This is a genomic window from Frankia sp. BMG5.60, assembly GCF_059428125.1.
Genome location: NZ_CM182091.1, coordinates 2,242,816 through 2,266,481 on the forward strand (window position 1 = coordinate 2,242,816; position 23,666 = coordinate 2,266,481).

Consider the following 23,666-nt stretch of genomic DNA (forward strand, 5'->3'; position numbering starts at 1 on the left):
TCCGGGCCGCCTTTGCGAATCCTGCAAATGGCATGTTGGCAGCCGGTCGGCTATCCTCCCAGTCAGCGAGGGAGAGCGGATGCAGAAGACTTTTGTCGGGACCCGGTTACGGGAACTGCGCGAGGAACGGGCCATGAGCCAGGTCGAGCTGGCGCGCCTGCTCGGCATCTCCCCCAGCTACCTCAACCAGATCGAGCACAACTCCCGGCCGCTCACCGTACCGGTCCTGCTACGCATCACCGAGGCATTCGGCGTCGACGCCGGCTTCTTCGCCGCGCACGACGTGACCCGACTGATCGCGGAGGTCCGGGAGGTCCTCTCCGACGGCACGATCGGCCTGAAGGTGCCGGCCACCGACGCCGCCCAGCTCGCCGAGCAGCTCCCGCAGACCGCCCACGCGCTGATCACGCTGCACCGCCGCTACCGGCAGGCCAACGAGCGCCTGGCCGCGCTCACCGGCGCCCGCGGGCCGGAACCGGCGGGGCCCGCACCGGCGCCGATGCCGGACGAGGAGGTCCGGGACTTCTTCTACCAGCGCCAGAACTACGTCGGCGAGCTCGACGACGCCGCCGAGCGGCTTGCCGGCGAGATCGGCCTGACCCGCGGCCGGGTGCACGCGGTGCTGGTCGAGCGGCTGGCCTACCACGGCATCCGCGTGCACAGCCGCGAGCCCGGCCCGGACCTTGGCGGCCCCCGCGACGGCGGGCGCGACGGCCGTGACGACGGGCGCGATCTCGACCGCGAACTCGACGTCGACGTGCTGCACCGCTTCGACCCGCAGACCCGGGTGCTGACCCTGTCCAGCCATCTGCGGCCAGGCCAGCGGGCCTTCCGGATGGCGCTGCAGCTCGCCTTCGCCGAGTTCGACGACCTGGTCACCCGGCTCACCGACGAGGGCATGCTCAGCGGCCCCCCGGCCCGGACGCTGACCCGGATCGGGCTGGCGAACTACTTCGCCGCCGCCCTGATCCTCCCCTATAATGTGTTCCACACCACGTCCGAACGGTTCCGCTACGACATCGAACGGCTCTCCGAGCATTTCGGCATGGGCTTCGAGACGATCTGCCACCGGCTGAGCACACTCCAGCGCCCCCGGGCCCGGGGCGTTCCGTTCTCCTTCATCCGGGTGGATCGCGCGGGCAACATGTCGAAACGCCAGTCGGCCACCGGATTCCATTTCTCCCGCGCCGGCGGAACGTGTCCGCTGTGGAATGTGTACGAGGCGCTCGCCGCCCCCGGAAAGATTCACACCCAGATCGCCACGATGCCGGACGGACGCAGTTACTTCTGGATTGCCCGCACGGTCAGTCGGGGCTATGGCCGTTTCGGTCGTCCCGGCAAGACGTTTGCCATCGGGCTCGGCTGCGAACTGCGCCATGCCAGCCGGCTGGTGTATTCGACCGGGCTCAATCTGGACGATCCGGCGGCCGCGGTGCCGATCGGGATCGGCTGCAAGGTCTGCGAGCGGGTCGCCTGCGCCCAACGGGCCTTCCCGCAGATCGGCCGCAGCCTCGCCCTCGACGAGAACCGCGGCACCTTCGCCCCCTACCCGGCCGACATCAACTCCTGACCCGGACGGGTCGGCGCCGGCATGCGAGACTGGCCTCTCGCGGAAACGGTTGCATCGGCCCAGCTCAACGCGGCATTCCGTCGTCACGGCCCACGCCGTGGGCCCGGCCTGTGGCGCCGGTCCGTGGGCCTGGTGCCCGCCGGGAAGGGGGAGGCATGCCGACGGATCCCGGGGGGTCCGATCGCGCCGGCAGGTCCGGGCACGTCATCGTGGCCGGGCTGAGCAAGATGGGGCTGCGCGTCGCCGAGCAGTTGCAGGCGTCCGGCGTCGCGGTGGTGGCGGTCGACGACCGGCTCACCGACGTCGCGCGACGCCGGCTGGAACGCAGCGGGGTGCAGGTCCTGCTCGAAAGCCCGCACGCGGCCGAGGCACTGCAGGAGGCCGGCATCGCCGCGTCGCTCGCCGTGGTGATCTGCCACGAGGCCGACCTCGACAACCTGGAGACGGCGCTGCTCGCCGCCGACGTCGCCCCCGGCGTCCGGCTGGTCGTCGGCGTCAACAACACCCAACTCGGCGACCAGCTCGCCGACGCGCTCAGCCAGGTGCGGGTGTTGAACCTGGCGGAGCTCGCCGGACCGAGCTTCGTCGAGGCCTGCGTGCGCTCCGACGTCACGCATGCCTTCACGATGGACGCCCGCGCCGACGCCGAGGTGTTCGCCGTGATCGAGGAGGAGATCACCGGACGGGGCGCCTTCCGGGCCCGCTACGGTGATCTCACCCCGATCTCGCTGCGCCGCGCCGACGCCCGCGACGCCGAGGTCTGCCCGCCGCGCGACACCCCGCTGCACCCCGGTGACCGACTGACCGTCCTCGGCCGCCTCGCCGAGTTCGACGAGCGGGGCATGACCGTCTCCGGCCTGCACGACGCGCGGCTGTTCGCCGCCCTCGGCGGCGGCTCGGCCGACCGTGGGGGCGGGGCGCGGGCCCGGCGCGGAACGGCCGCCCGGCTGCGGGAGTTCCTCTCGATGATCCGCGGGGAGCTGGACCGGCCGTTCCGGCTGGCCCTCGCCGCCGTCGCCGCGATCCTGATCGTCAGCACGGTCGTGCTGTCGCTGACCTACACCGATCACAACCACGCCGCCCCGCCCGACTTCGGCCCGCTCGACGCGCTCTACCTCACCGTCGAGACGATGGCGACGGTCGGCTACGGCGACTTCAACTTCGGTGCGGCCGACGAGTGGCTGCAGATCTTCGGCATCGGGCTGATGCTGTTCGGCGCGCTGTCGATCGCGGTGGTCTACGCCTTCATCACGAATGTGATCATCAGTCGCCGGCTCGAACGCGCCCTGGGCCGCGGCCGGGCGGGGGCGGTGCGCGGGCACGTCATCCTGTCCGGCCTCGGCTCGGTCGGGGTCGCGACGATGGACGGCCTGGTGCGCGCCGGCCGCCAGGTGGTGGTCATCGAACGGGACGAGAACAACCGGTACCTGCCCGTGGCCCGCGAACGCGGGGTACCGGTGATCATCGGAGACGCGACCGTACGATCCACCCTGCTGGAGGCCGGCCTCGCCCACGCAACCACGCTCGCCGCGCTGACCAGCGACGGGGTGGCGAACCTTGAGACGGTGCTGTCCGCCCGGGAGGCCCACGGCGAGCTGCGCGGCGCCCGCGTCGCCCGGGAGACGGCGCGGCGCGCCGGCGGTCGTTCCTACGGCCGCGCCCGCCCGCCCGGGGCCCAGGCACACGAGCCCGACCTGCGCGTCGTCCTGCGGATCTTCGACACGACGATGGCCGACGAGGTCGAGCGCCGGTTCGGCATCCACACCGCCCGCAGCGCCTCGGCGCTGGCCACCCCGTACTTCGTCGGGGCCGCGTTGGGCTACGACGTGCTGAGCACCTTCTACGTGGAACGCACCCCCTTCCTCGTCGCCCGGATGACCGTCAACGCCGGCGGGGCGCTGGTCGGCCCCACCCTGCGCGAGCTGTCCACTGGAACCCGCGTCCTCGCCGTCACGACCGCCGCCGGAAGCCGACCCGACGACGGAACCGGCGCCGGCGAACCGGACGAACCGGACTACCGACCCGGCCGCCACACCCGACTACGGCCGGGGGACGAGCTGCTCGTCGTCGGCCCCGTCACGCAGATCGTCGACATGGTCCGCCGCAACCAACGCGTCGACGTCCCCGCCCAGCACCGCCCGGTACCCACACCCACACCCACACCCACGGCCGCGGCACGGGCCGAGCACGACTTCGCCGCAGACCCCCCGGAGGTCGCCGGAACCTGACGGATGCCGCCGGCTGTCGAGGGAGGCCCGGTCAGGGGTGCATGCGGGCGCCCTTGAGCGCCTTGTCGACGGCGTTGCGCGGGCCGTGCAGGGCGATGCCTTCCACCAGGAGTTCGGTCTGCCGCCCCACCGCTACCTCACCGGCCGCCGGGTGGACCTGGCCCGCCGCCTGCTGCTCGCCGGCCACCGCCCGGCCGAGGTCGCCACGCTCGCCGGCTTCTACGACCAGGCCCACCTGACCAGGCACTTCCGCCGCATGCTCGCCACCAGCCCGGCCCGCTACGCCCACGTTCTCCCGGACCACGGGCGCCGGCCGGGTGGCGAGCCCAGACGCCCTACGGGGCGATGAATCCGCTCCGGTAAGATTTTCGGCGATCCAAGACCGGGTGACGCGCGAGGAGACATGAGGAAGGCGAGGGAACCGAACTCACAATGCCCGATTCCGAGCCCGATTCCGAGCCCGATTCCGACGGCGCCAGCCTGACTTACGGCGACCGGGTCCGCGGTTGCCTGGTGGGCGGGGCGCGACGCGCTCGGCGCCGGCAGCGAGTTCCGGTCCCTGGCCGACATCCGGCAGGAGCACGGGCCCGCCGGTGTTGTCGGGCTGACGAACGCCTACGGCGTTCATGCCCCGCTCACCGACGACACCCAAATGACCTGTTCACGGCGGAGGGCCTGATCCGCGCGTCCGTGCGCGGCCGGTCGAAAGGCATCGTCGATCCGCCTTCGGTGCTGTGGGGCGCCTATCGCCGCTGGTTGACGACGCAGACGCGAACGCATCCCGCCGACGAAGCGCTGGACGGCGCCGACGGCTGGCTGGTGGCCCGGCCGTTGCTGTACGCGCGGCGGGCCCCGGGGAACGCCTGCCTGTCGGGCCTGCGACGCGACACGATGGGCACCCTCGCGCGGCCGGCCAACCCCGACAGCAAGGGCTGCGGTGCGGTGATGCGCTCAGCACCGTTCGGGCTGCTCCGCCGGGGCGCCGAGACCAGCTTCGATCATGCGGTGGAAGGAGCGGTGCTCACCCACGGTCATCCGACCGGCTATCTGGCCGCGGGGGCGTTGGCCTGGATTATCGCGACGGCCCTGGACGGGGCGAGCATCGCCGACGCGACGGTGTCGGCCCTCGCCCGGCTCTCAGCCGAGCGGAACGGCCGTGAGGTGACCGCGGCGCTGCGGGCCGCCCTCAGCCGGGCGGCGGAGGGTGCGCCGACGCCGGAACGCGTGGAGTCGCTGGGCGGCGGCTGGATCGCCGAGGAGGCGCTGTCGATCGCGGTGTACTGCACGGTGGCCGCGGCGGACGATCCGCGCGCGGCCCTGCTCGCCGCGGTGAACCATTCCGGCGACAGCGATTCGACCGGGGCAATCTGTGGCAACCTGGTCGGTGTCGTCGGCGGCGAGCAGGCGTTGCCGGCAGACTGGGTTCGCGAGCTCGAGGGCTACGAGCTCGTCGGGCAGGTGGCCGATGATCTCGTGACCGAGCTCGAGAACACCGCGTCCGTCGCGGACGCCTTCGGAGCGCCAACGACGCCCTGGGCCGCCCGCTACCCCGGCCACTGACAGGTCCGGGGGTCAAGGGCTCGGGGGCCAGGGCTCGGGGTTCCGCGGAACACCTCACGCGGTCTCCCCGAACGGCGATCCGCGAGACGGCCGAGGTGGGAGGCATTCGTGCACAGCCGCGCCGACCCTGATCGTCGGACCGGTCATGTGGTCGTGGCCGGGGTGGTGAACGTGCAGCAGACGGTGCCGGTGGACGGGTTTCCCATCGCCTACGCGCCCGTTCGGTACACGACCGGGCAGCTTCGGCTCGCGGCCTCCGGCGTCGGGCTGAACGTCGCCAGGACGCTGGGCGCGCTCGGCACACCGGCGTCGCTGGCGACCCTCGTCGGGGACGATCCGGCGGGGACGGTGATCCGCGCCGAACTGCGACGCCTCGGCCTGCTCGACGAAGACGGGGACGGGGACGGGGACGGCTCGGGCCCCGGCGCCGGGGTGCTGCCGACGGCGAACAGCGCGATGTCCGCCGTCCTGGTCGATCCGCACGGGAACCGGCAGGTGCATACCGACCTCGCCGACCTCGCCACCGCCCGCTACCCGCCGCCGGTGTTGCGTGACCTGCTCGCGGGCGCGCGGCTCGCCGTGCTGACAACCGCGGGCTTCGTCCGCGACCTGATCCCCATCGCCCAGGCCGCCGGCGTGCCGATCGCCGTCGACGTGCAGACCATCGAGGATGCGGGCGACGCGTACAGCCGCCCGTGGTTGGCGGCGGCGACCATCGTGCTCTGCTCCGCCGAGCGCCTGGCGGCCAGCCCCGCCGACACCGCCGCCGCCCTGCTGAGCCGCTACCCGGCCCGGATCGTGCTCATCGGGATGGGCGGCGACGGCTGCCTGCTCGCCGTCCGGGATCGTCCGCCACGCCACCTGCCCGCCCAGGCCCCGCATGGTGTCCTCGACACCACCGGCGCCGGGGACGCGCTGTGCGCCGGCTTCCTGCACTACTGGCTCGCCACCGGCGATCCCGACGCGGCGGCCCGGCGCGCCGTCCTCGTCGCCGGCTGCGCGGTCGGCTCCGCCGGCACGGCCGTCCACGTCACCGCCGGGCACATCGACGACCTCCTGCGCGCCCCGGGCGGCCGGCCGTCGGGCGGCGGCTGACGCAGCGGGCCGGTCCGATCCGACCTGCGGCGTTCGTCGCGTATCGGCTGCTCGACAGGGGCGGCGATGCGGCGCGGTTCCGCACTACGCTCCCCCACGGCGTCGCGTGGCGCCCGTGGAGATCAGCAGCGAGGGAACGATGACGGCGAGGACGATTCCGATCCGTTTCACCGACGACGCCGGAGTGATCGACATCGCGGAGTCGCTGTCCACCCTCAAGGGGGACGGGCGCCACCTCTGGCTCGCCGGCGACGAGACGATCACCATCGAGCGGACGGCGCTGTCGCCGAGCGGGGACGGCTTCGTCGACCATGTCAGCTTCTCGGTCGCGGACTTCCTCCCGCTGCCGGAACCGCCGGAACCGGACGGCAGCCAGCTCGAGATCGACATCGAGGGCATGGACCGGCACGGCGACTACCTCTGGTTCGTCGGTTCGCACGCCCGGACCCGTAAGCGGGTCAAGCCGCACCATGCCACCGAGCAGGCGCTGGCCCGGCTGGCCAAGGTGAGCAGCAACGCCAACCGCTACCTGCTCGGCCGCATCCCGGTGGTGGAGATCGACGGGGCGCCGACCCTCGTCCCCAGCGCCCCGGCGCCGGCCTCGCCGAGCGGGGAGAAGCTGACCGCCGCCGCGCTCGGCCTGTCGAAGCAGAACCGGCTCACGCGAGCGCTCAAGGACGACGAGCACCTCGGCCTGTTCCTGAAGATCCCGAGCAAGGACAACGGCCTGGACATCGAGGGGCTCGCGGTCGTCGGCGAACGGATCTACCTGGGGTTGCGCGGCCCGGTGCTGCGCGGCTGGGCGGTGGTGCTCGAGCTGCGCCTCACCGAGGGCGACGGCCAGGACCTGCTGCTCGCTCCCATCGGCGACAGCGCCAGCGATGGCGGTGACGGCGGTCCCCTGTACCGCAAGCACTTCCTCGACCTCGACGGGCTCGGCGTGCGGGACATCCTCGCCCACGGCGACGATCTGCTGCTGCTCGCGGGCCCGACGATGGATCTCGACGGACCGGTGGGGATCTACCGCTGGCGGGGCGCCGCGCACGCGCGCACGAGCGTCGTCGTCACCGACGAGGCGATCGAGCGGGTGCTGGAGCTACCGGTCGGGACCGGCGAGGATCACCCGGAGGGCATCGCGCTGCTGCCCGGCGATCCGTCCTCGTTGCTCGTGGTGCACGACAGCCCGGCACCCCGGCGGCGCTGGCACCGGCACGAGATCCTCGCGGACATCGTCCCGCTGCCACGCGACTGAACCGGCTGGGCGACGGCGGTACCGGCGGGCGTCCGACCACGGTTTTCGTCCCCGGCGATCGCCGGGCGTGTTCGAGGGCCCGGCGGTCTATCCGCCATCCGCCGACCACGGCAAGATTGGCGCACAGAATCACAATCCGCCCCGCTCACCGCCCTGCCCGAGGTACGCGCGTGTCTGACGAGATCGACCTGACCGCCGTCACCACCTGCGCGGAGTTCGGCCGTGTACTGACGGTTGTCCGGGAGCGGGCGGGGCTCAGCGTGCGCGATGTCGCCCGGAAGGTGAACGTCCCGGCCAGCACGGTCGGCGGCTACTTCGGCGGATCGCACCTGCCGGGGCTCAAGCCGGCGAACCTCGTCGAGAACATGCTGCGCGCCTGCGGGATCACCGACCCCGCCGAGCTGCGCCGCTGGGTCGAGACCTGGAGCCGGATCCGGCGCACCCGCCGGAGCTCCAGCGACGACGAGCGGGGCGCCGCCGGTGGCGGGTGGGGTCCCGGCGCCGTCGCCGCCCGGCGGCTCGACGGCCGTGGTCCCCCGCGGGCACCCGTCGAGCGGGTCCGCGGCGACGAGAGCGCGACGGCCCTGACGATCGCGCCACCCGTGGCCCGGCTGGATCGGCTGCCGGCCGTGCGCGGCCGCGACGAGATCCTCACCCTGCTGACCGGACTGCTCCCCACCGCCGCCGGCGATGCCGTCGGGGGCCGCCCAGCAGGGCCGGCCGGGCCAGGTTGGCCAAGTGGGCCGGGTGAGCTGGGCCGGCCGGGTGGACCGGACGGATCGGGCGGTGACACGCGGGTCCGCGGCCGGGTGCACGTGCTGCACGGGCTCGGCGGGATCGGCAAGAGCACCGTGGCTGTCGCCCTCGCCGCGACCGCGCTCGACCGCGGCGTGCGGACCTGGTGGATCAGCGCCACCCGTCCCGGCGCGGTGCCCGCGGCGATGGGGGCGCTCGCCGTCGAGCTCGGCGCGACCCATCATCAACTGCACCGGGCGAGCCTGCCCGACCTGGTCTGGCGCCTGCTCGGCGCCCTCGACCAACCGTGGCTGCTGGTCGTCGACAACGCCGACGATCCCGCCGGCGACCTGGGTCCGTCCGCGGGCGACGTGCTCGATGGCACCGGTTGGCTGCGCCCGGTCACCGGGCCGCGGGGCATGGTCGTGGTGACCACCCGCGATGGCGCGGCCTGGTCGCTCGGCTCGGCCGGGGGCAGGACCCCGCCCTGGATACGCCTACACCGGCTGACTCCCCTCACCGACCGCGACGCCGGCCAGGCGCTGCTCGACCTGGCGGGTGACGGCCCGGGGTCCGCGCAGGCCGCGGAGAGCCTCGGCCGCCGCCTCGGCGGGCTGCCGCTGGCGCTCTCGCTGGCCGGCCAGTTCCTCGCCGAGGCGCGGCGGATGCCGCCGGGCTTCGGCGGCTCGGTCATCCCCCGGACCTACCCGGCGTACGAACGGTCCCTGCGCACCAGTGGGCCCTGGTCGCTGCTGCCGGACTTCGCCGCCGCGGACGCACGGTCCGCGGCACCGCGCCCGCGCCCGCAGCCCCCGGACACCCCGCCGGACGCCCACCCCCCGACCGATCCCCACACCCCGGCGGGCCCCGGCACCCCGACCGACCCCGACACGCCGACCGACCCCGACACGCCGACCCCCGCAGCCACGACCGAACGTCAGGATGGTGGCTCCGGCAACGGGGGGGTGGGCCTGAGCGGCGGGGCGCCGGAGGGAGTGCCCGGACGCCGCCGGGAGCGCGAGCTCGTCGGGCCGACCTGGGAGCTCTCGCTGAACCTGCTCGCCCTGCGTGAGCAGGTCCGGGCACGGCCGTTGCTGACCCTGCTCGCCTGCCTCGGCGGCGATCCGATCCCCGTCGACGTGCTCCTCAACGCCGAGGTGCTGACCGCCTCGCCCCTGTTCGGCAACCTGCCGGCGACCGAGCTGTGGGGGTTGGTCCGGGCCCTCGCCGGCCAGGGGCTGATCGAGCACACCCTCGGCCCGACCAACCCAGCCGACCCGACCAACCCAGCCGACCGGACCAACCCAGCCGACCGGACCAACTCGGTGACCAACCCAGCCGACCCGACCAACTCCGTGACCAACCCGGCCGACCCAGCCGCCGTGGCCGACGCGCCCCCGCCCCCACCGACGCCCGGCGACGCGGGCGCGGCGCACCGGATCTGGTTGCATCCCCTGGTGCGGGACAGCTTCGGCCGCGCCGCGCACGTCTCCGGTCGGGTCGAGGACTACCTGGAGACGATCACCGCGCTGCTGGTCCACGCCGCCCGCCGGCTCGACCCGCGCGACCCTGGGACCTGGCCCCGCTGGGCGATGCTCGCCGGGCACGCGGACGCGGGCCTGGCGATGCTGCGCGCCCGGCGCCAGTGGGGACTGCCGGCGCTGACCGAGGGGCGACTGCCGCCGGAGCTGCTGGTTCCCGCGACGCTCGCCGCCCGCTTCCTGCGCGCGACCGGACGTCTCGCCGAGGCCGCCGGGGCCTACGAGGCCGTGCTGCTCACCGGGCGGCGGCTGTTCGGCAACGATCACGCCGACGTGCTGTCCGCCGCCCATGACCTGTACCGGGTGCGCGCCGCGCAGGGCCGGCCCGGCGACGCGGAGGAGGGACTGCGGGCCGTCCTCGACGACCGGGCCCGGGTCCTCGGCGCGGACCATCCCGACACCCTGACGACGCAGCACTACCTGGGCCGCACCCTGCGCGAGTCGGGCCGCCACCCCGAGGCGCTCGCCTGGCTCACGCGCACGCTCACCAGCCGGGAACGGGTCCTCGGCCACCGTCACCGCGACACCCTCACCACCCGCAACAACGTCGCCGACATGCTCGCCGAGCAGCGGCAGTGGACCGCGGCGGAACGCATGCTGAGCGCCGTGTGGACCGACCGGGTCGACACGCTCGGACCCGAGCATCCGGCGACCCTGGTGACCCGCTACCACCTGGCCCGGCTCGACCACCGTCGCGGCGAGCACACCCGGGCCGCGGGGACGGCCGCCGAACTCGTGGCGGTCTGCCTGCGCGTCCTGGGTCCCGATCATCCCCGCACGCTGGCGGCGATCAGCCTGCGCGGCGAGATCGAGCAGGAGCTCGGCCGACTCGCCGCACTGCGCGCCGAGGTGGCGGACGCGTACCGGCACAGCCTGCGGGTGCTGGGCCCGGAGCACGGGACCACGCTGCGGCTTCAGCGGCTCGTCGGCCGCTCGCCGGCGTCCTGAGGCGACCCGGCCGGAGCGGATCCGTCGGCGGTCGAGGCGACGGGCAGCGCCAGGAGCCCGGGGATGCCGGCCGCTCGCACCGCCGCAAGCCCGTCGCCGTCCCGCTCGGCCAGCAGCCGCAGCGGCAGGCCGACCACCCAGCCGCCGAGGGCGGCCAGCAGGGCCCACAGCGGCAGCCCGGCCGGCTCGGTCAACAGCCAGGCGACGCTCGCCAACTGGCAGGCGAGCAGGTTCGCCCGGACGAAGCCGCCGCCGCGAGGACGGGGTGACCGAATCGGGTCGAGGCCTGGGGCGCCCGACCGGACCAGCCGAATCAGCCCGGCGGTGGCAATCAGCGCGGCGAGGACCGCCGCGCCCGCGGCGAGCCCCCGGCCGGCCGGGGAGCCGTGGCCACCGGGCGGCCCAGGCGTCACCGGGGCGACCGCAGCGGGCCTTCGGGGCACGGCCGGCAGCATGGCGGCGCCGTCGGCGTCGGCGGTGAGGGCGAGCCCGCTCGCCACGGACACGACGGCGACGAGCCCGACCTGTGCGGTAAGCACGATCGCGACATACCGCCGGGGGAAGACGAAACCGCGGGGCCGGCGCAGGTGCACGCCGGTGGCCAGCGCCGGCGTCCGTCGCCCGCAGACCCGGTCGGTCGGCAGATCACGCAGGTCGGCGACCGTCCAGCCGGCGACGATCACCGCGAGGCCGAATCCGGCGGTGAGCACGCCCGCACCCACGCCCACCGCGCCCCCGGCGGCGGCGACACCCAGCGGCAGGCCGCCGGCGAGCGTGGCCGCAGCCAGCGGGCGGCGCAGCGATGGGGCGCCCCCCGCCCGCCACCGGGACAGGGCCAGCCAGGCTCGCAGGCCGATGAGGGCCACGAAGCCGATCCGGGCGGGGAGGGAGGCCGCCCACAGCCAGCCCCCGCCCACCACCGCCGCCCCGGCCAGCACCGCCCATCCGGCGACCCAGCCGGGCGCGAGCCGGCCCTGCACGAGAGGGCTGTCGCGGCGCACCGGGTTGATCCGGTCGGCGTCGAGCCCGGCGACGGCGTCGAGCAGCCGGCCGAACACCGACACCAGCGCCCCGGCGAGGACGAGCAGCAGTACCGCCCCGACCCGGGGATCCGCCACCGCGAGGCCGCCGGCGGCGAACGGGACGGCGTCCGCGAGTGCGCTTCCCGGCCGGGTCAGCGCCCACGCGTCCACCACGCACCGGACCGCGGTCCGGTGCCGCCGCGCCGTCCCCGCCCGGCCCGCCGGCTGTCCGGCGGCACGGCTTCCCATCCGACCTCACGACCGTTTCTCGTGTCCCCCGAGCACTGCGCTCACAGGCGATCGCAGCCTGTCGAGGAAAACCCATTCGGGACACCGATAAAAGGCGGTCGCGCATCGCCGTACAAGGTCGTACAGACAGCGGCGAGTACACGCCGTGACACCCGGTGTGTGTCTGACCGAAAGCGGCGGCGAGCCAAGCCGTATTGCAGTAAGATGACCGCTACGATGCGCGCCGCCGACCATCCGCCGAGTTCGGGGTGCGTCCGAAGGTAACCGCGGACATCGCGGCGATGCCCCGGCCGGACCTCGCTATGGATGGTCCGCGGCAACGGCGCGCATTTACCATAGGGGCGGCGACGGCCTCGCCGACACATTGTCTGCGGGCGGGGTTGCCCGACGAGCCGGAACAGGTCGCCGGAACAGGTCGCCGGGACAAGGTCGCCGGGACGACGTCGCGGCGGCCGCCACCGCCGACCGCCGGAGCGGGCCTCCCCCCGATGGCAGGTCCGCTCCGGCGGCGAACCGAGGGCGTGGCCGTCGACCAGCCACCTCCGTGTCACGGAGGTACAGATCATGCGGCTGCGGCGGCAGCGACCCGTCGGCGGCTCCCAGATAACCGCGTGCCGGACTAACCGGAAAGACCCGGACGGCAAATCCGTACAACGTCGTACGCGATGGTCCGATGTTGCGAACGGCAGGTCGGGGGGACGGCCGGTCGAGATGGGATCGGCGGTAACCATCCCGCTCGACCGCGGACGCGTCGTATACGGCGGACGGGAAAGCGGGCCGCGACCGCACGAGCGGTCGCCCCGCCGTCACGCCAGGCTTCCACCACTGTCACCGGTCACCGGAACAACGGCCAGCGGCCACGTCCGCGATTAGCGCCGAAACAGTCAGGTCACCGATCGCCGGGCGGCAACCGGGATTCAGGGCGGTATTCTCGGCGCGTCACCAGGAAGCAATCCCGCAATCCGCGAACACGTGTTCCCAGGAGTCATGGTGTCCTCCCGTTGGCTGGACGAGCCGCTACAGACCGAGCTGGACGACGCCGCCGTGACCGCGCTGCGGCAGTGGTGCGTCCAGACCGAAACCACCTTGCGGCTGGTCCGCTGGCTCATCGGCGGTCGGTCCGCCGCGCGGGTCGCCGCCGTCCTGGCGGACGACCCCCACGAGGGCGCCCGTCAATTGATCATGAAGCTGGACCGGGCGCCGGGCACCGCGGAGGATCCCCAACCCGGCGAGTTCGCCCGCCACCGGCGGGCGTTGACCGAGTCCCGGGACTTCGCCCGGCAGCACCTCACCAAGCCCGTCCACCAGCCCATCCCGGTCGGCGACGGACGCTGGTTCGTCTTCCAGCGAGTGGCCGGCGGCAGCCTGCGCGACCCGATCACCCTGCACACGCTGCTGGACGCCGTCCTGCATCCGCCCCGCCCGGCCCGCGGGGCGGAGCCGAACCGCCTCCGGGGCCCGCAGCCCGCCTTCCCCCGCCCGGCCGCCGACGCCGCCGCCTTTGCCGACGTCAGCGCCGCCGTCGTCGGAGCCGTGCTCGGCGAATGGGCGGGGCGGACCCGGCTGCCCTCGATGGACGTGCCGGCCATCCTCGGCCGCCAGCTCGGCGACCGGCTCGCCCCCGGCAGCCGGCTGCACCGCCTCGCCGCCGCGCATCCCGGGCGCACCATCACCGTCGAGGAGGAGGATCGTCCCCTGCCCAATCCGTTCGCGCTGGTCCTGGACGCCAGCCGGACCCCCGGCGTGCGGCTGCCCACATTCGTCGGGCGCGCCCACGGGGACCTGCACGTCGAGAACATCCTCATCCCGACCGATCTGCGCGACGCGAGCGCGGCCTTCCAGCTCATCGACCTGTCGCGCTACGCCGCCGACGCCGTGCTCACCCGCGATCCCACCCATCTCGTGCTACACGTCCTCGCCCGGACGCTGGTCGAGCTCTCCCCGGCCCAGCGCACCGCCACGATCGACGTGCTGCTCGACCCGGACCTCGACGGGGCGCTCCTGCCCCAGTGGCTGTGGCTGTTCATCGACCAGGTCCGCTCCGCCGGGCAGGAGTGGGCACGCGCGGCCGACCTGGTCGAGCAGTGGCGCGACCAGCTACCGCTGTCGCTGCTGGCCTGCGCCCTGACCTGTCTCGGCCGGGCATCGACCCGCGAGGAGGACCGAGGTTGGTTCCTGCGCCTCGCCGCGAACGCCGCAGCCGCCTTCCTCGACCGACACGGCCTCGACCAGCACAACCTCGGCCAACACAGCCTCGGCCAACACAGCCTCGGCCAACACAGCCTCGGCCAACAGAGCCTCGACCAACAGAGCCAGGCGCAGCCCGCCCCGGAGAACACCGCCCCGGAGGACGCCGATCTCGGGCGTTTCCACCGCGAGCCATCCGCCCCGGAGCAGGCTGACCCGGAGAAAGCCGACCCAGAGGTGAACGGCCCCTCGGTGAACGGGTCCACAGTCGACGGGTGCACGGCCGACGGGTGCACGGCCGACGGGTCCGCGGCCGACGGGTCCGCGGCCGACCTGCTCCTCTCCCATGCCCGGGCCGATGCCGCGTGGGCGGACTGGATCGGCTGGCATCTCGAGGCGGCCGGCTGGCGAGTCCTGCCGCACCCCGACCCCGATGACCCCAACCCCGATGACCCCGGCCCTGATGACCGCGATCCCGATGAACGCGGCAATCCCGACGGCGCCGACGAATCCGGCGGGCCGCAGACGGCCGTCTCCCTGGCGGACGCGGTTGCCCAGGTACCGCGGACGCTCGTCGTGCTCTCCCCCGCCTACCTGAGCGAGGTGCAGGGCAGCGCCGAGTGGCGGGAGGCCTTTCCGGCGGCGACCGCGGCCCACGGCAGCCGGCTGGTCACCGTCCGGGTCGAACCCTGCGATCCGCCGGGCTGGCTGGGCCTCGTCGCATCGGTGGACCTCGTCGGGCTCGGTGAGGATGAGGCCCGCGCGACGCTGGTCGACCGGATGACGGCGCTGCGCAACGGGGACGGAGGTACCGGGCCCCGGGCAGGCTAGTGGGTGCCGCCGCAAGTTCGTCGGTTATGCGGCGAGGCCGAGGCGGCTGGCGGTCTTCAGGAGATCGGCGCGGGTGTACTTCCAGTCGAACGGGGTCGCGGCCTGGTTGTAGAGCGCCTGGAAGCCCATGACCCGGGCCGCGAGCGTGTCGAGGTCGGCGAAGTCACCGCGCTCGATGGCCTTGCGCTGCAAGATCGAGAAGAATACCTCGACCTGGTTGAGCCAGGAGGCGTGTACGGGCAGGTGGACCAGCGTCGCGGTCGGGTGGGCGGCGCGCATCCGGTCGATCGAGGCCTGGCCTCGGTGAGACGAGCCGTTGTCGACGATCCAGAACACCCGCCGCGCCGACGCGTAGGGCTCCTGGGCCATGACCTGGGCGGCGAGCCGACCGAACGGGGCGATCCCGGTGGTGTCCTCGATCCGGCCGATCACCTCGGCGCGGTGGACGTCGTAGGCGGCGAAGTACGCCAGCGTGCCCCCACGGGTGTACTCGAACTCCACCCGCGGGCCGTGGCCGGGCATCGCCGGCGCGGTCGGGTGGCAGCGGTGCAGGGCCTGCAGCTGGGACTTCTCGTCCGCGCTGATCACATAGTCGTCCGGGCCGAGCGGCTCGCCGTCCCAGCGGCGGGCATAGAGGTCCAGGACCCGGGACGCCTTCGCCACGAACGCCGGGTCCCGCGGGAAGATCCACGACCGGTGCCGCCAGGGGCGGATCGCGTCGGCGTCGAGCCAGCGGGTCACCGTCGAGGCGGACACCTCCTCGACGATGCCCTCGCGGACCGCGTGGGCGGCGAGCTCGGCCGCCGACCAGCGTTCCAGCGGCACGTCGACGTCGGCGGGCCGGGTGCAGGCCAGCGCCTTGACCTCGGCGACCTGCACCGCGGTGAACCGGGCCGGCCGGCCCGACCGGGGCCGGTCACGCAGGCCCGCGAGACCTTCCCGGGCGAACCGGCCCCGCCACGTGCAGACGGTGTCCTCGCAGACACCCAACCCGGCGGCGATCGCGGCGTTGCCCAGCCCGTCCGCGGCGGCGAGCACGATCCTCGCGCGCAGCCAGTCACGGCGCGGCACGGTCGCCGACCGGGCACGGCTGGCCAGTTCGGCACGGACGTCGTCGGTCAGGATGACCGCGGTAGCACGGCGAGACACCCTGATGTCCTATCGGGCAGGTCGCACCCGACCATCGCCGCCACCACACCCGCGGGCAACCCGCCCTCAACTGACGGCGACAATGAGAGCCGTGGCAGGTATCCCGGCATCGACGAAGATCTCCCTGCGCCAGCGGCTCGTCGCGCACGCGGCCGAGAACTGGCCCGGGATCCGCGAGATCTCCACCCGCTACCACGGCGCGTTCGCCTACGTCACCGCCACCGACCCCGACGGCGCCCCCCAGCCACTGTGCCGGCTGCGCTACCACGGCTACGCCAACGACTGGGGCTTCGCGATCTGGCGCGCCAGCCACGACGACTACGACGACTCCTACCTGCCCGACGGATCCCCCAGCGGCACCGCCGAAGCCGCGCTCGACCTCGCCGCAGGCCTCTACCTACCCGGCACCACCGATCACCGACGAACTAACGGCGACACCCACTAGTGCAGCGCCTCAGAGGTCCCCTTCCCGTCCTGCTGTCACGTCCCGTGACGTCTGGCGGGTGATGTGGCTGGGGCGGGTCGTGGAACGGGCGACGGCTCGTGTGGCGGTGGCGGATGCGTGGGAGAGCGCCTGCCCGCCCCAACCCCCGCGGTCAGGGAGCCGCGGCGGTCTCGGGGGGATCCGACAACGGCGAGACGACCGCCAGAACCTGGTCGAGGGCCACGAGGTCGCCGGGGCGGACCAGCACCTTGGCGACGACGCCGGCGGCCGGCGCCGAGACTGGATGCTCCATCTTCATCGCCTCGACGACGACCAGCGACTGCCCGTCGGAGACGGACATGCCCGGCTCGACGAGGACGGCGATCACCGTGCCGGGCATGGGGCTGCGTGCCTGGCCGCCCGTGGCCGAGGTCACCTCCGCTCCGGCCACGGGAACCGCTTCGGCCAACTCCCAGGCCCGCCCCTCCCGCCCCAGCCAGAGCAGCTCGCCGGCGGGGGGCGATCCGCCCGTGGCCGCGATCGAGCGGCGGGCCCCGACTCCGGCCGCGGCCGGCGCGGAGCGCAGGGGATCCGTCGGGTCGTGCTCGCCCTCGGTGGCCGCCCACGCGAACGCCCACCGGGTGGTGACCGAGCCGATCGTGACCAGCAGATCGTCGCCGATCTGGCGGACCGACGCGGCGACCGGTGGCCCGTCGGCGAGGCGGACCCGCGCGGCGGCCGGCGTGCCGCGGGCGCTGACCCGCACGGTGGCTGCCCGCGGACCGAACGCGGCGCCGATGCCGGCCGGCGTCGACGCCACCGGGTCGCCCTCCCCCACCGGGACGGCCAACCCGGTTCCACCTGGAACCGAGCCTGCGCCGGGTCCCGGCGCGGCGCCGTCGACGACGATGCCGCCACCGCCGAAGCCGACGCCGCCGATGCCGCCACCGCCGAGGCCGACGCCGACGCCGGCGCGCAGATCACCACCGGGCGATCCCCTCCCGGGGGTCTCCCCGGTCGCGCGGCCAGGGCCGGCGGCGGTACTCCCGGCGGCACCACCTCCGGCGGCGCCACTCCCGGCAGAGCCATTTGCGGCAGGGCCATGTGCGACCGGGCCATGTGCGACCGGGCCACCAACGACGGAACCGTCGCCCGCCAGGATGTCGCCGGGGCCGGGGCCTGCGCCGCCAGGAACGGCAACGCCAGCCTGGCCAGAGCCGCCCGGACCGGCGTCCCCCACCGGACCGACGCCCCCCACCAGGTCGGACCCGCCGCCCGGGTCCGATCCACCGCCCGAATCGGAGCCACCCCCCGGAATGAGCACGTCCCAGCTCAGCCACGCGGGCTCGCCGGGACGCCAACCGGAGGGGATGTCCCAGGGGTCGACGAGCGGGCCCACCGGCTGCAGCGCGAGCAGCCTGGCCAGCGCGTAGCCGAGGATGGCCTCCCCGGGCAGCTCGTCGGCGGTGAGCGCGGCGAGGTCGCGTTCGACCAGATCGGTGTCGAGCCGGCCGGCGACGACGTCGGGATGGCCGAGCAGCGCGCGCAGGAAACCGATGTTGGTGGTCACGCCGAGCAGCACGGTGGCGGCGAGCGCGGCGTCAAGCCGGGCGAGCGCGGCCGGCCGGTCGGGCCCCCAGGCGACAATCTTGGCGAGCATCGGGTCGTAGGCGGTGCCGACGGTGTCGCCGGCGGCGATGCCGGCGTCGACGCGGATGGCGGGCCCCGCGGGCTCGCGGAAGGCGAGGACCTGCCCGCCGGTCGGCAGGAAGCCGCGCGCGGGGTCCTCGGCGTAGACGCGGGCCTCCACGGCGTGGCCGGTGAGGCGGACGTCGGCCTGACCGAAGCGCAGCGGCTCGCCGGCCGCGATCCGGATCTGCTCGGCGACCAGGTCCACCCCGGTGACCAGTTCGGTTACCGCGTGCTCCACCTGCAGGCGGGTGTTCATCTCCATGAAGTAGAACTCGTCGGGCGCGTCGGCGGACAGGATGAACTCGACCGTGCCGGCTCCGACGTAGCCGACGGCGCCGGCCACCGCGACCGCCGCGGCACCGAGCCGTTCCCGGGTGCGCGCGTCGAGCAGCGGCGAGGGCGCCTCCTCGATGATCTTCTGGTGGCGCCGCTGCAGGCTGCACTCGCGTTCCCCCAGGTGCAGCACCGTGCCATGCGTGTCGGCGAGGACCTGCACCTCGACGTGGCGGGGACGGGCGATGAGCCGCTCAACGAACAGGGTGTCGTCGCCGAAGGCGGCGGCGGCCTCTCGGCGGGCCGAGGCGAGGGCGGCGGCCATCTCCCCCGTTGCGCGCACGATCCGCATGCCCTTGCCGCCGCCGCCGGCCGACGGCTTGACCAGGACCGGGTAGCCGAGCTGGCCCGCGGCCTCCGTGATGGCAGCGTCGCTCATCGCGGGCGACGACCGCCCCGGCACCACGGCCACGCCGACCTCGGCGACAGTCCGCCGCGCGACGATCTTGTCGCCCATCACCTCGACGGCGGCGACCGACGGGCCGATGAAGAACAGCCCGGCGGCCTCGCAGGCCCGGACGAAGGCGGCGTTCTCGGCGAGGAAGCCGTAGCCGGGATGGACGGCCTGGGCCCCGCAGGCCTGCGCGGCCTCGACGATCGCGTCGATGTCCAGGTAGCTCTCCCGGGCCGGCGTGGGCCCCAGGCGCACCGCGATATCGGCCTCGCGGACGTGGCGGGCGCCGGCGTCCGCGTCGGAGTAGACGGCGATCGAGCGGATGCCGAGATCGCGCAGGGTGCGGATGATCCGGACGGCGATCTCGCCGCGGTTGGCGACGAGCACCGACGAGAACGCCAGGCCCGGCAGCCCGGCGCCCCGGGTGGACGGGCCCGGTCCGGTGCGGCGTTGCGCGGGGGCCGGGCCGGTCGCGACGGCTCCCATCTGGTTCCAGGTCGACGGGTCAGCGGCTGACACCCTTGATCCTCACGTCTGTACTCCCCTCACCACCGGCCAACCGCGTCCGCGCCTACCCGATCACATCCGGAACACGCCATAGCGGACCGGTTCCAGCGGGGCGTTCGCGGCCACCGACAGCCCCAGGCCCAGCACCATACGGGTGTCGGCCGGGTCGATGACCCCGTCGTCCCAGAGTCGGGCCGTCGAGTAGTAGGGGCTTCCCTGCTCCGCGTAACGGTCCAGGACGGGCCCGCGGAACGCGGCCTCGTCCGCCTCGCTCCAGTCGACGCCCGCCGCGGCGACCTGGTCCCGGCGGACGGTGGCGAGCACCGCCGCGGCCTGCTCCCCACCCATCACCGAGATCCGCGCGTTCGGCCACATCCACAGAAAACGCGGCGAATACGCCCGCCCACACATCGAGTAGTTCCCCGCACCGAAACTACCCCCGATCACCACCGTGAACTTCGGCACCCGCGCACACGCCACCGCCGTCACCATCTTCGCCCCATGCTTCGCAATACCACCCGCCTCGTACTCCCGCCCCACCATGAACCCCGAGATGTTCTGCAGGAACACCAACGGAATCCCCCGCTGATCACACAACTCGATGAAATGCGCCCCCTTCAACGCCGACTCCCCGAACAACACCCCGTTGTTCGCCACGATCCCCACCGGATGACCATGCAACCGCGCCGTCCCGGTCACCAACGTCGACCCGTACTCCCGCTTGAACTCCGCGAACCGGCTCCCGTCCACGATCCGCGCGATCACCTCCCGCACGTCGTACGGCGTCCGCGAATCCGTCGGCACCGCCGCGTACAGGCCGGCCGGATCCACAGCCGGCTCCTCGGCGGGTTCGACCGCCCACGGCCGGGGCGCGCGCGGCGCCAGGTTCGCCACGATCGACCGGACGATCCGCAGGGCGTGCGCGTCGTCCTCGGCCAGGTGGTCCGTCACCCCCGAGGTCCGCGCATGCAGCAGGCCGCCGCCGAGCTCCTCGGCCGTCACCACCTCCCCGGTCGCGGCCTTCACCAGCGGCGGGCCGCCCAGGAAGATCGTCCCCTGGTCGCGGACGATGATCGCCTCATCCGCCATCGCCGGGACGTAGGCGCCGCCGGCCGTGCAGGAACCCAGCACCGCGGCGATCTGGGCGATGCCGAGCGACGACATCCGCGCCTGGTTGAAGAAGATGCGCCCGAAATGCTCCCGGTCCGGAAACACCTGATCCTGCAGGGGCAGGAAGGCGCCGCCCGAGTCCACCAGATAGACGCAGGGCAGCCGGTTGTGCAGCGCGACCTCCTGGGCGCGCAGGTGCTTCTTCACCGTCAGCGGGTAATAGGTGCCGCCCTTCACGGTGGCGTCGTTGGCGACGACCACGCATTCCCGGCCGGCGATCCGCCCGATTCCGGTGATGATGCCCGCCCCCGGCACCGGATCGTCGTACAGCCCGTTCGCGGCGAGCGGGGACAGCTCCAGGAAGGGACTGCCGCGGTCGAGCAACGCGTCGACGCGGTCCCGGGGCAGCAGCTTGCCGCGGGCGACATGCCGCGCCCGGGCCTGCTCCGAACCGCCGACGGCCGCGACCGCCAGTCGCTCCTGCAGATCGGTCACGGCGTGCCAGTGCCCCTCGGCGTTGCGCCGGGCCTGCTCGCCGGTGGCATCCACCCGGCTGGCCAGGACCGGCATCGCCGAGGCGCGGCGCACCTCGGCGGACCGCTGCCCGGCGATGGATCCGGTTCGCACCGCCGCCACAATCACTCCCCACAAAGCTGAACACAAGGTTGCCAAATGCGACGTTTCCCCAGGTCGGCGCGTTCCAACCCGAGACGTCCGAGACCGCACCGAGAACGCGGCCGCAGCAAACGGACACGCCGGCTGCGCAATCGGACCAGCCGATAACGGTCTACCCGCTATCGAGCCGAAATGCACCGGTTGACCCCACTGCGGCTTACCTTAGCGGTGATAGCCGGATTCGGCGGTCCCTCGGTACGATCCGGCCTGTCGCGTGCCGCGATCTGCGGCGCCCACCGTGAAGGACGCTTGCCGGCACACTAACGTTGCCTGCCGTGGCCGCACTGTTCCTCCAGGCGTCGGGGCCTGCGCCGGTGGCGGAGAGCTGGGAGCGCTACGCCGAGCCGGACCGCTGGCCGGCCTGGGCGCCGCAGGTCGTGGGCGTGCGCGTCGACGGCGGGGACACCCGGATCCATCCCGGGATGACCGGCGAGGTGCGATCCTTCCTCCCACCCGCGGCCGGCTTCGTCGTCACCGCCGTCGACGAACTGGCCCGGACCTGGTCCTGGCAGGTGACGCTCGGCCCGCTGCGGCTGACCCTCGACCACGGCGTCGAGCCCTGCCTGGACGGCGGCACCTCCACCTGGCTGCGACTGCGTGGGCCGCTGCCCGTCCTGCTGGCCTACGCCCCGCTCGCCCGCGTCGCCCTGCGCCGGCTGGTGCACGGGGAGGCACCGCGACGGGCCTGACCGGCGGGCGGATGCCGGCCGGTCAGACCCGGGGACCTGAGCCGACGGGGGACCTGAGCCGACCAGGAAGCTGGGCCGACCAGGAAGCTGGGCCGCCCGGGCGTTCCCGGGCGGCCCTCACCTCACAGGTACAGGCCGTGGCGGGTGTCGCCGCCGGTCGGGCGGGGCAGACCGCGGCCGTCACGAAGGGCGAACAGCTCCGCGAGCGTCATCGTCGAGCCGACCCCGTCGGTCGAGCCGAGCCAGGACACGGCCTCGGAGTGGGGCAGGGCGCCCACCTCGATCTGGGCCAGGCACCGGCCCGGCCGCACGACGGCGGGATGCAGCCGGAACAGATCCTCGTTGGTCGTCAGCGCGACGAGTACCTCCCGGCCCTGGCCGACGAGCCCGTCGGTGAGGTTGAGCAGCCGGGACAACTGCTGTCCGGCGGAACCGCGACCGTCCCCGCGGATCAGATCGTCGCAGTCCTCGATCACCAGCAGCCGCCAACGGCGCACAGCGGGTTGGCCCATCCGGTCACCCTCGCCGCCGTCCCCGCCGCCGACGACGCCGCCCGCGGCGGCATCGAAGTCGCCGACACCGTCGGCGTCGGCGGAGTCGTTGTCGGGGTCGTCGGCGGAGTCGTTGTCGGGGTCGCCGTCGTCGTCGAAGCCGATCGCGACCTCCATCAGGTAGGCCGGGTCGGCGAACAGCGACTCCGGGTCGAGCACGCAGTCGACCTGGCACCAGGAGCGCCATTCGTTGGCCAGCGCACGCAGCACCGTCGTCTTGCCCGTCCCGGCCGGCCCGTGCAGCAGGATCAGCCGGCCGATCACGTTGTCGCGGCGGATGGCCATGAGCTTGTCGAGGGAGTCCCGTGCCGCCGAGGCATAGTTGCCGCGGATCGATGACCACCTCGTCGTCGCGGTCCGCCGGCTGGTCCGGATCGGCCCACGCTGGCCGGACAGATACCAGAAACCCATGCTGACGGAGCTGTCCGAGCCGGTCTCGGCCACGGACGAGCGCAGCACGTCCTCGAGCACACCCCGGGCGAGCTGCTCGCTGACGGCCGTCACGGTCACCTCGCCGCCGCCACCGCGCCAGCGCACGGACCGCACCGTCCAGCCCTCTCCCACGGCCAGCCGGGAGTCACGGGACTCTTCCACAACGGAGCGCAGTACCCGCGCTCCGGAAGGCAACAGGGTCGCTCCGGGGCGGAGCCGGTCCACCCGCGCACTGCGGGCCCACGGCTGTTCACCGGTCGTGAAGGGAGCGAGCGCGAGCGCGTCGACGACGTCGTAGGGGGTGTCCGAATCGTCGAGGCCGACGACGAACGGGAGCTTCATCCCCCCGCTCAGCGACTCGGAGACCGTCCAGGACTTGGGGAGCGACGCTTTCTGGCTGGGAACAGACACGCCTCCGATGGTCCCGGACTCGCCGGGTTTCGACCATCCCGTTACGCGATTTAGGCCGGCAGGTCACGCCGTTCGGGGCAG

At 73.7% G+C, this 23,666-nt stretch carries 14 protein-coding genes and 1 pseudogene; 10 read left to right on the plus strand and 5 right to left on the minus strand.

The genetic code is table 11. The annotated features are described in order from the left end of the window. The first annotated feature begins 79 nt into the window (after positions 1 to 79). The 7 genes and pseudogenes from AC5R91_RS09015 to AC5R91_RS09045 all read left to right on the plus strand — a co-directional run bounded on the left by AC5R91_RS09015 (position 80) and on the right by AC5R91_RS09045 (position 10,929). Positions 80 to 1,570, plus strand: coding sequence for a short-chain fatty acyl-CoA regulator family protein (locus AC5R91_RS09015; RefSeq protein ID WP_495396698.1), 1,491 nt, complete (start codon positions 80 to 82; stop codon positions 1,568 to 1,570). Positions 1,571 to 1,725: 155 nt separating this feature from the next. Further along, positions 1,726 to 3,798 (plus strand): NAD-binding protein, encoded by a 2,073-nt coding sequence (locus AC5R91_RS09020; RefSeq protein WP_495396699.1) that lies wholly within the window; start codon positions 1,726 to 1,728, stop codon positions 3,796 to 3,798. Positions 3,799 to 3,835: 37 nt separating this feature from the next. Further along, the gene (locus tag AC5R91_RS09025) at positions 3,836 to 4,147 is read left to right on the plus strand and encodes a helix-turn-helix domain-containing protein (RefSeq protein WP_495396700.1); all 312 of its coding nucleotides are present in this window, start codon (positions 3,836 to 3,838) and stop codon (positions 4,145 to 4,147) included. 219 nt (positions 4,148 to 4,366) lie between these two features. Beyond that, a pseudogene (locus AC5R91_RS09030) lies at positions 4,367 to 5,358 on the plus strand (ADP-ribosylglycohydrolase family protein). 108 nt (positions 5,359 to 5,466) lie between these two features. After that, positions 5,467 to 6,453 (plus strand): carbohydrate kinase family protein, encoded by a 987-nt coding sequence (locus AC5R91_RS09035; RefSeq protein ID WP_495396701.1) that lies wholly within the window; start codon positions 5,467 to 5,469, stop codon positions 6,451 to 6,453. 139 nt (positions 6,454 to 6,592) lie between these two features. After that, positions 6,593 to 7,705, plus strand: a complete 1,113-nt coding sequence (locus tag AC5R91_RS09040) for a DUF3616 domain-containing protein (RefSeq protein WP_495396702.1) — start codon at positions 6,593 to 6,595, stop codon at positions 7,703 to 7,705. Between the two features lie 170 nt (positions 7,706 to 7,875). Beyond that, entirely contained in the window at positions 7,876 to 10,929 is a 3,054-nt protein-coding gene (locus AC5R91_RS09045; protein ID WP_495396703.1) for a tetratricopeptide repeat protein, read from the plus strand. Here AC5R91_RS09045 and AC5R91_RS09050 read toward each other — a convergent pair. Further along, entirely contained in the window at positions 10,896 to 12,200 is a 1,305-nt protein-coding gene (locus tag AC5R91_RS09050; protein ID WP_495396704.1) for a UbiA family prenyltransferase, read from the minus strand. The two genes, AC5R91_RS09045 and AC5R91_RS09050, sit on opposite strands and share 34 nt — an antisense overlap. A 987-nt stretch (positions 12,201 to 13,187) precedes the next feature. Between AC5R91_RS09050 and AC5R91_RS09055 the strand changes: the two genes are divergently transcribed. After that, positions 13,188 to 15,218 (plus strand): toll/interleukin-1 receptor domain-containing protein, encoded by a 2,031-nt coding sequence (locus AC5R91_RS09055; protein ID WP_495396705.1) that lies wholly within the window; start codon positions 13,188 to 13,190, stop codon positions 15,216 to 15,218. 24 nt (positions 15,219 to 15,242) lie between these two features. Here AC5R91_RS09055 and AC5R91_RS09060 read toward each other — a convergent pair whose 3' ends face one another. Continuing rightward, positions 15,243 to 16,367 carry an IS630 family transposase gene (locus AC5R91_RS09060; protein ID WP_495393400.1) on the minus strand — a complete coding sequence of 375 codons (1,125 nt, stop codon included), beginning with the start codon at positions 16,365 to 16,367 and terminating at the stop codon, positions 15,243 to 15,245. 82 nt (positions 16,368 to 16,449) lie between these two features. Between AC5R91_RS09060 and AC5R91_RS09065 the strand changes: the two genes are divergently transcribed. Beyond that, positions 16,450 to 16,812 carry a hypothetical protein gene (locus AC5R91_RS09065; RefSeq protein ID WP_495394467.1) on the plus strand — a complete coding sequence of 121 codons (363 nt, stop codon included), beginning with the start codon at positions 16,450 to 16,452 and terminating at the stop codon, positions 16,810 to 16,812. Positions 16,813 to 16,963: 151 nt separating this feature from the next. On the opposite strand, the gene AC5R91_RS09070 is transcribed toward AC5R91_RS09065, so the two are convergent. Continuing rightward, positions 16,964 to 19,729 (minus strand): ATP-binding protein, encoded by a 2,766-nt coding sequence (locus AC5R91_RS09070; RefSeq protein ID WP_495396706.1) that lies wholly within the window; start codon positions 19,727 to 19,729, stop codon positions 16,964 to 16,966. A gap of 60 nt (positions 19,730 to 19,789) precedes the next feature. Further along, positions 19,790 to 21,397, minus strand: coding sequence for a carboxyl transferase domain-containing protein (locus AC5R91_RS09075; RefSeq protein ID WP_495397922.1), 1,608 nt, complete (start codon positions 21,395 to 21,397; stop codon positions 19,790 to 19,792). A 380-nt stretch (positions 21,398 to 21,777) separates the two neighbouring features. On the opposite strand from AC5R91_RS09075, the gene AC5R91_RS09080 reads away from it, so the two are divergent. Further along, the gene (locus AC5R91_RS09080; protein ID WP_495396707.1) at positions 21,778 to 22,191 is read left to right on the plus strand and encodes an SRPBCC family protein; all 414 of its coding nucleotides are present in this window, start codon (positions 21,778 to 21,780) and stop codon (positions 22,189 to 22,191) included. Positions 22,192 to 22,313: 122 nt separating this feature from the next. On the opposite strand, the gene AC5R91_RS09085 is transcribed toward AC5R91_RS09080, so the two are convergent. Next, positions 22,314 to 23,585: a DUF5925 domain-containing protein gene (locus tag AC5R91_RS09085; RefSeq protein ID WP_495396708.1), complete on the minus strand. Its 1,272-nt coding sequence runs from the start codon at positions 23,583 to 23,585 to the stop codon at positions 22,314 to 22,316. Positions 23,586 to 23,666: the final 81 nt, after the last annotated feature.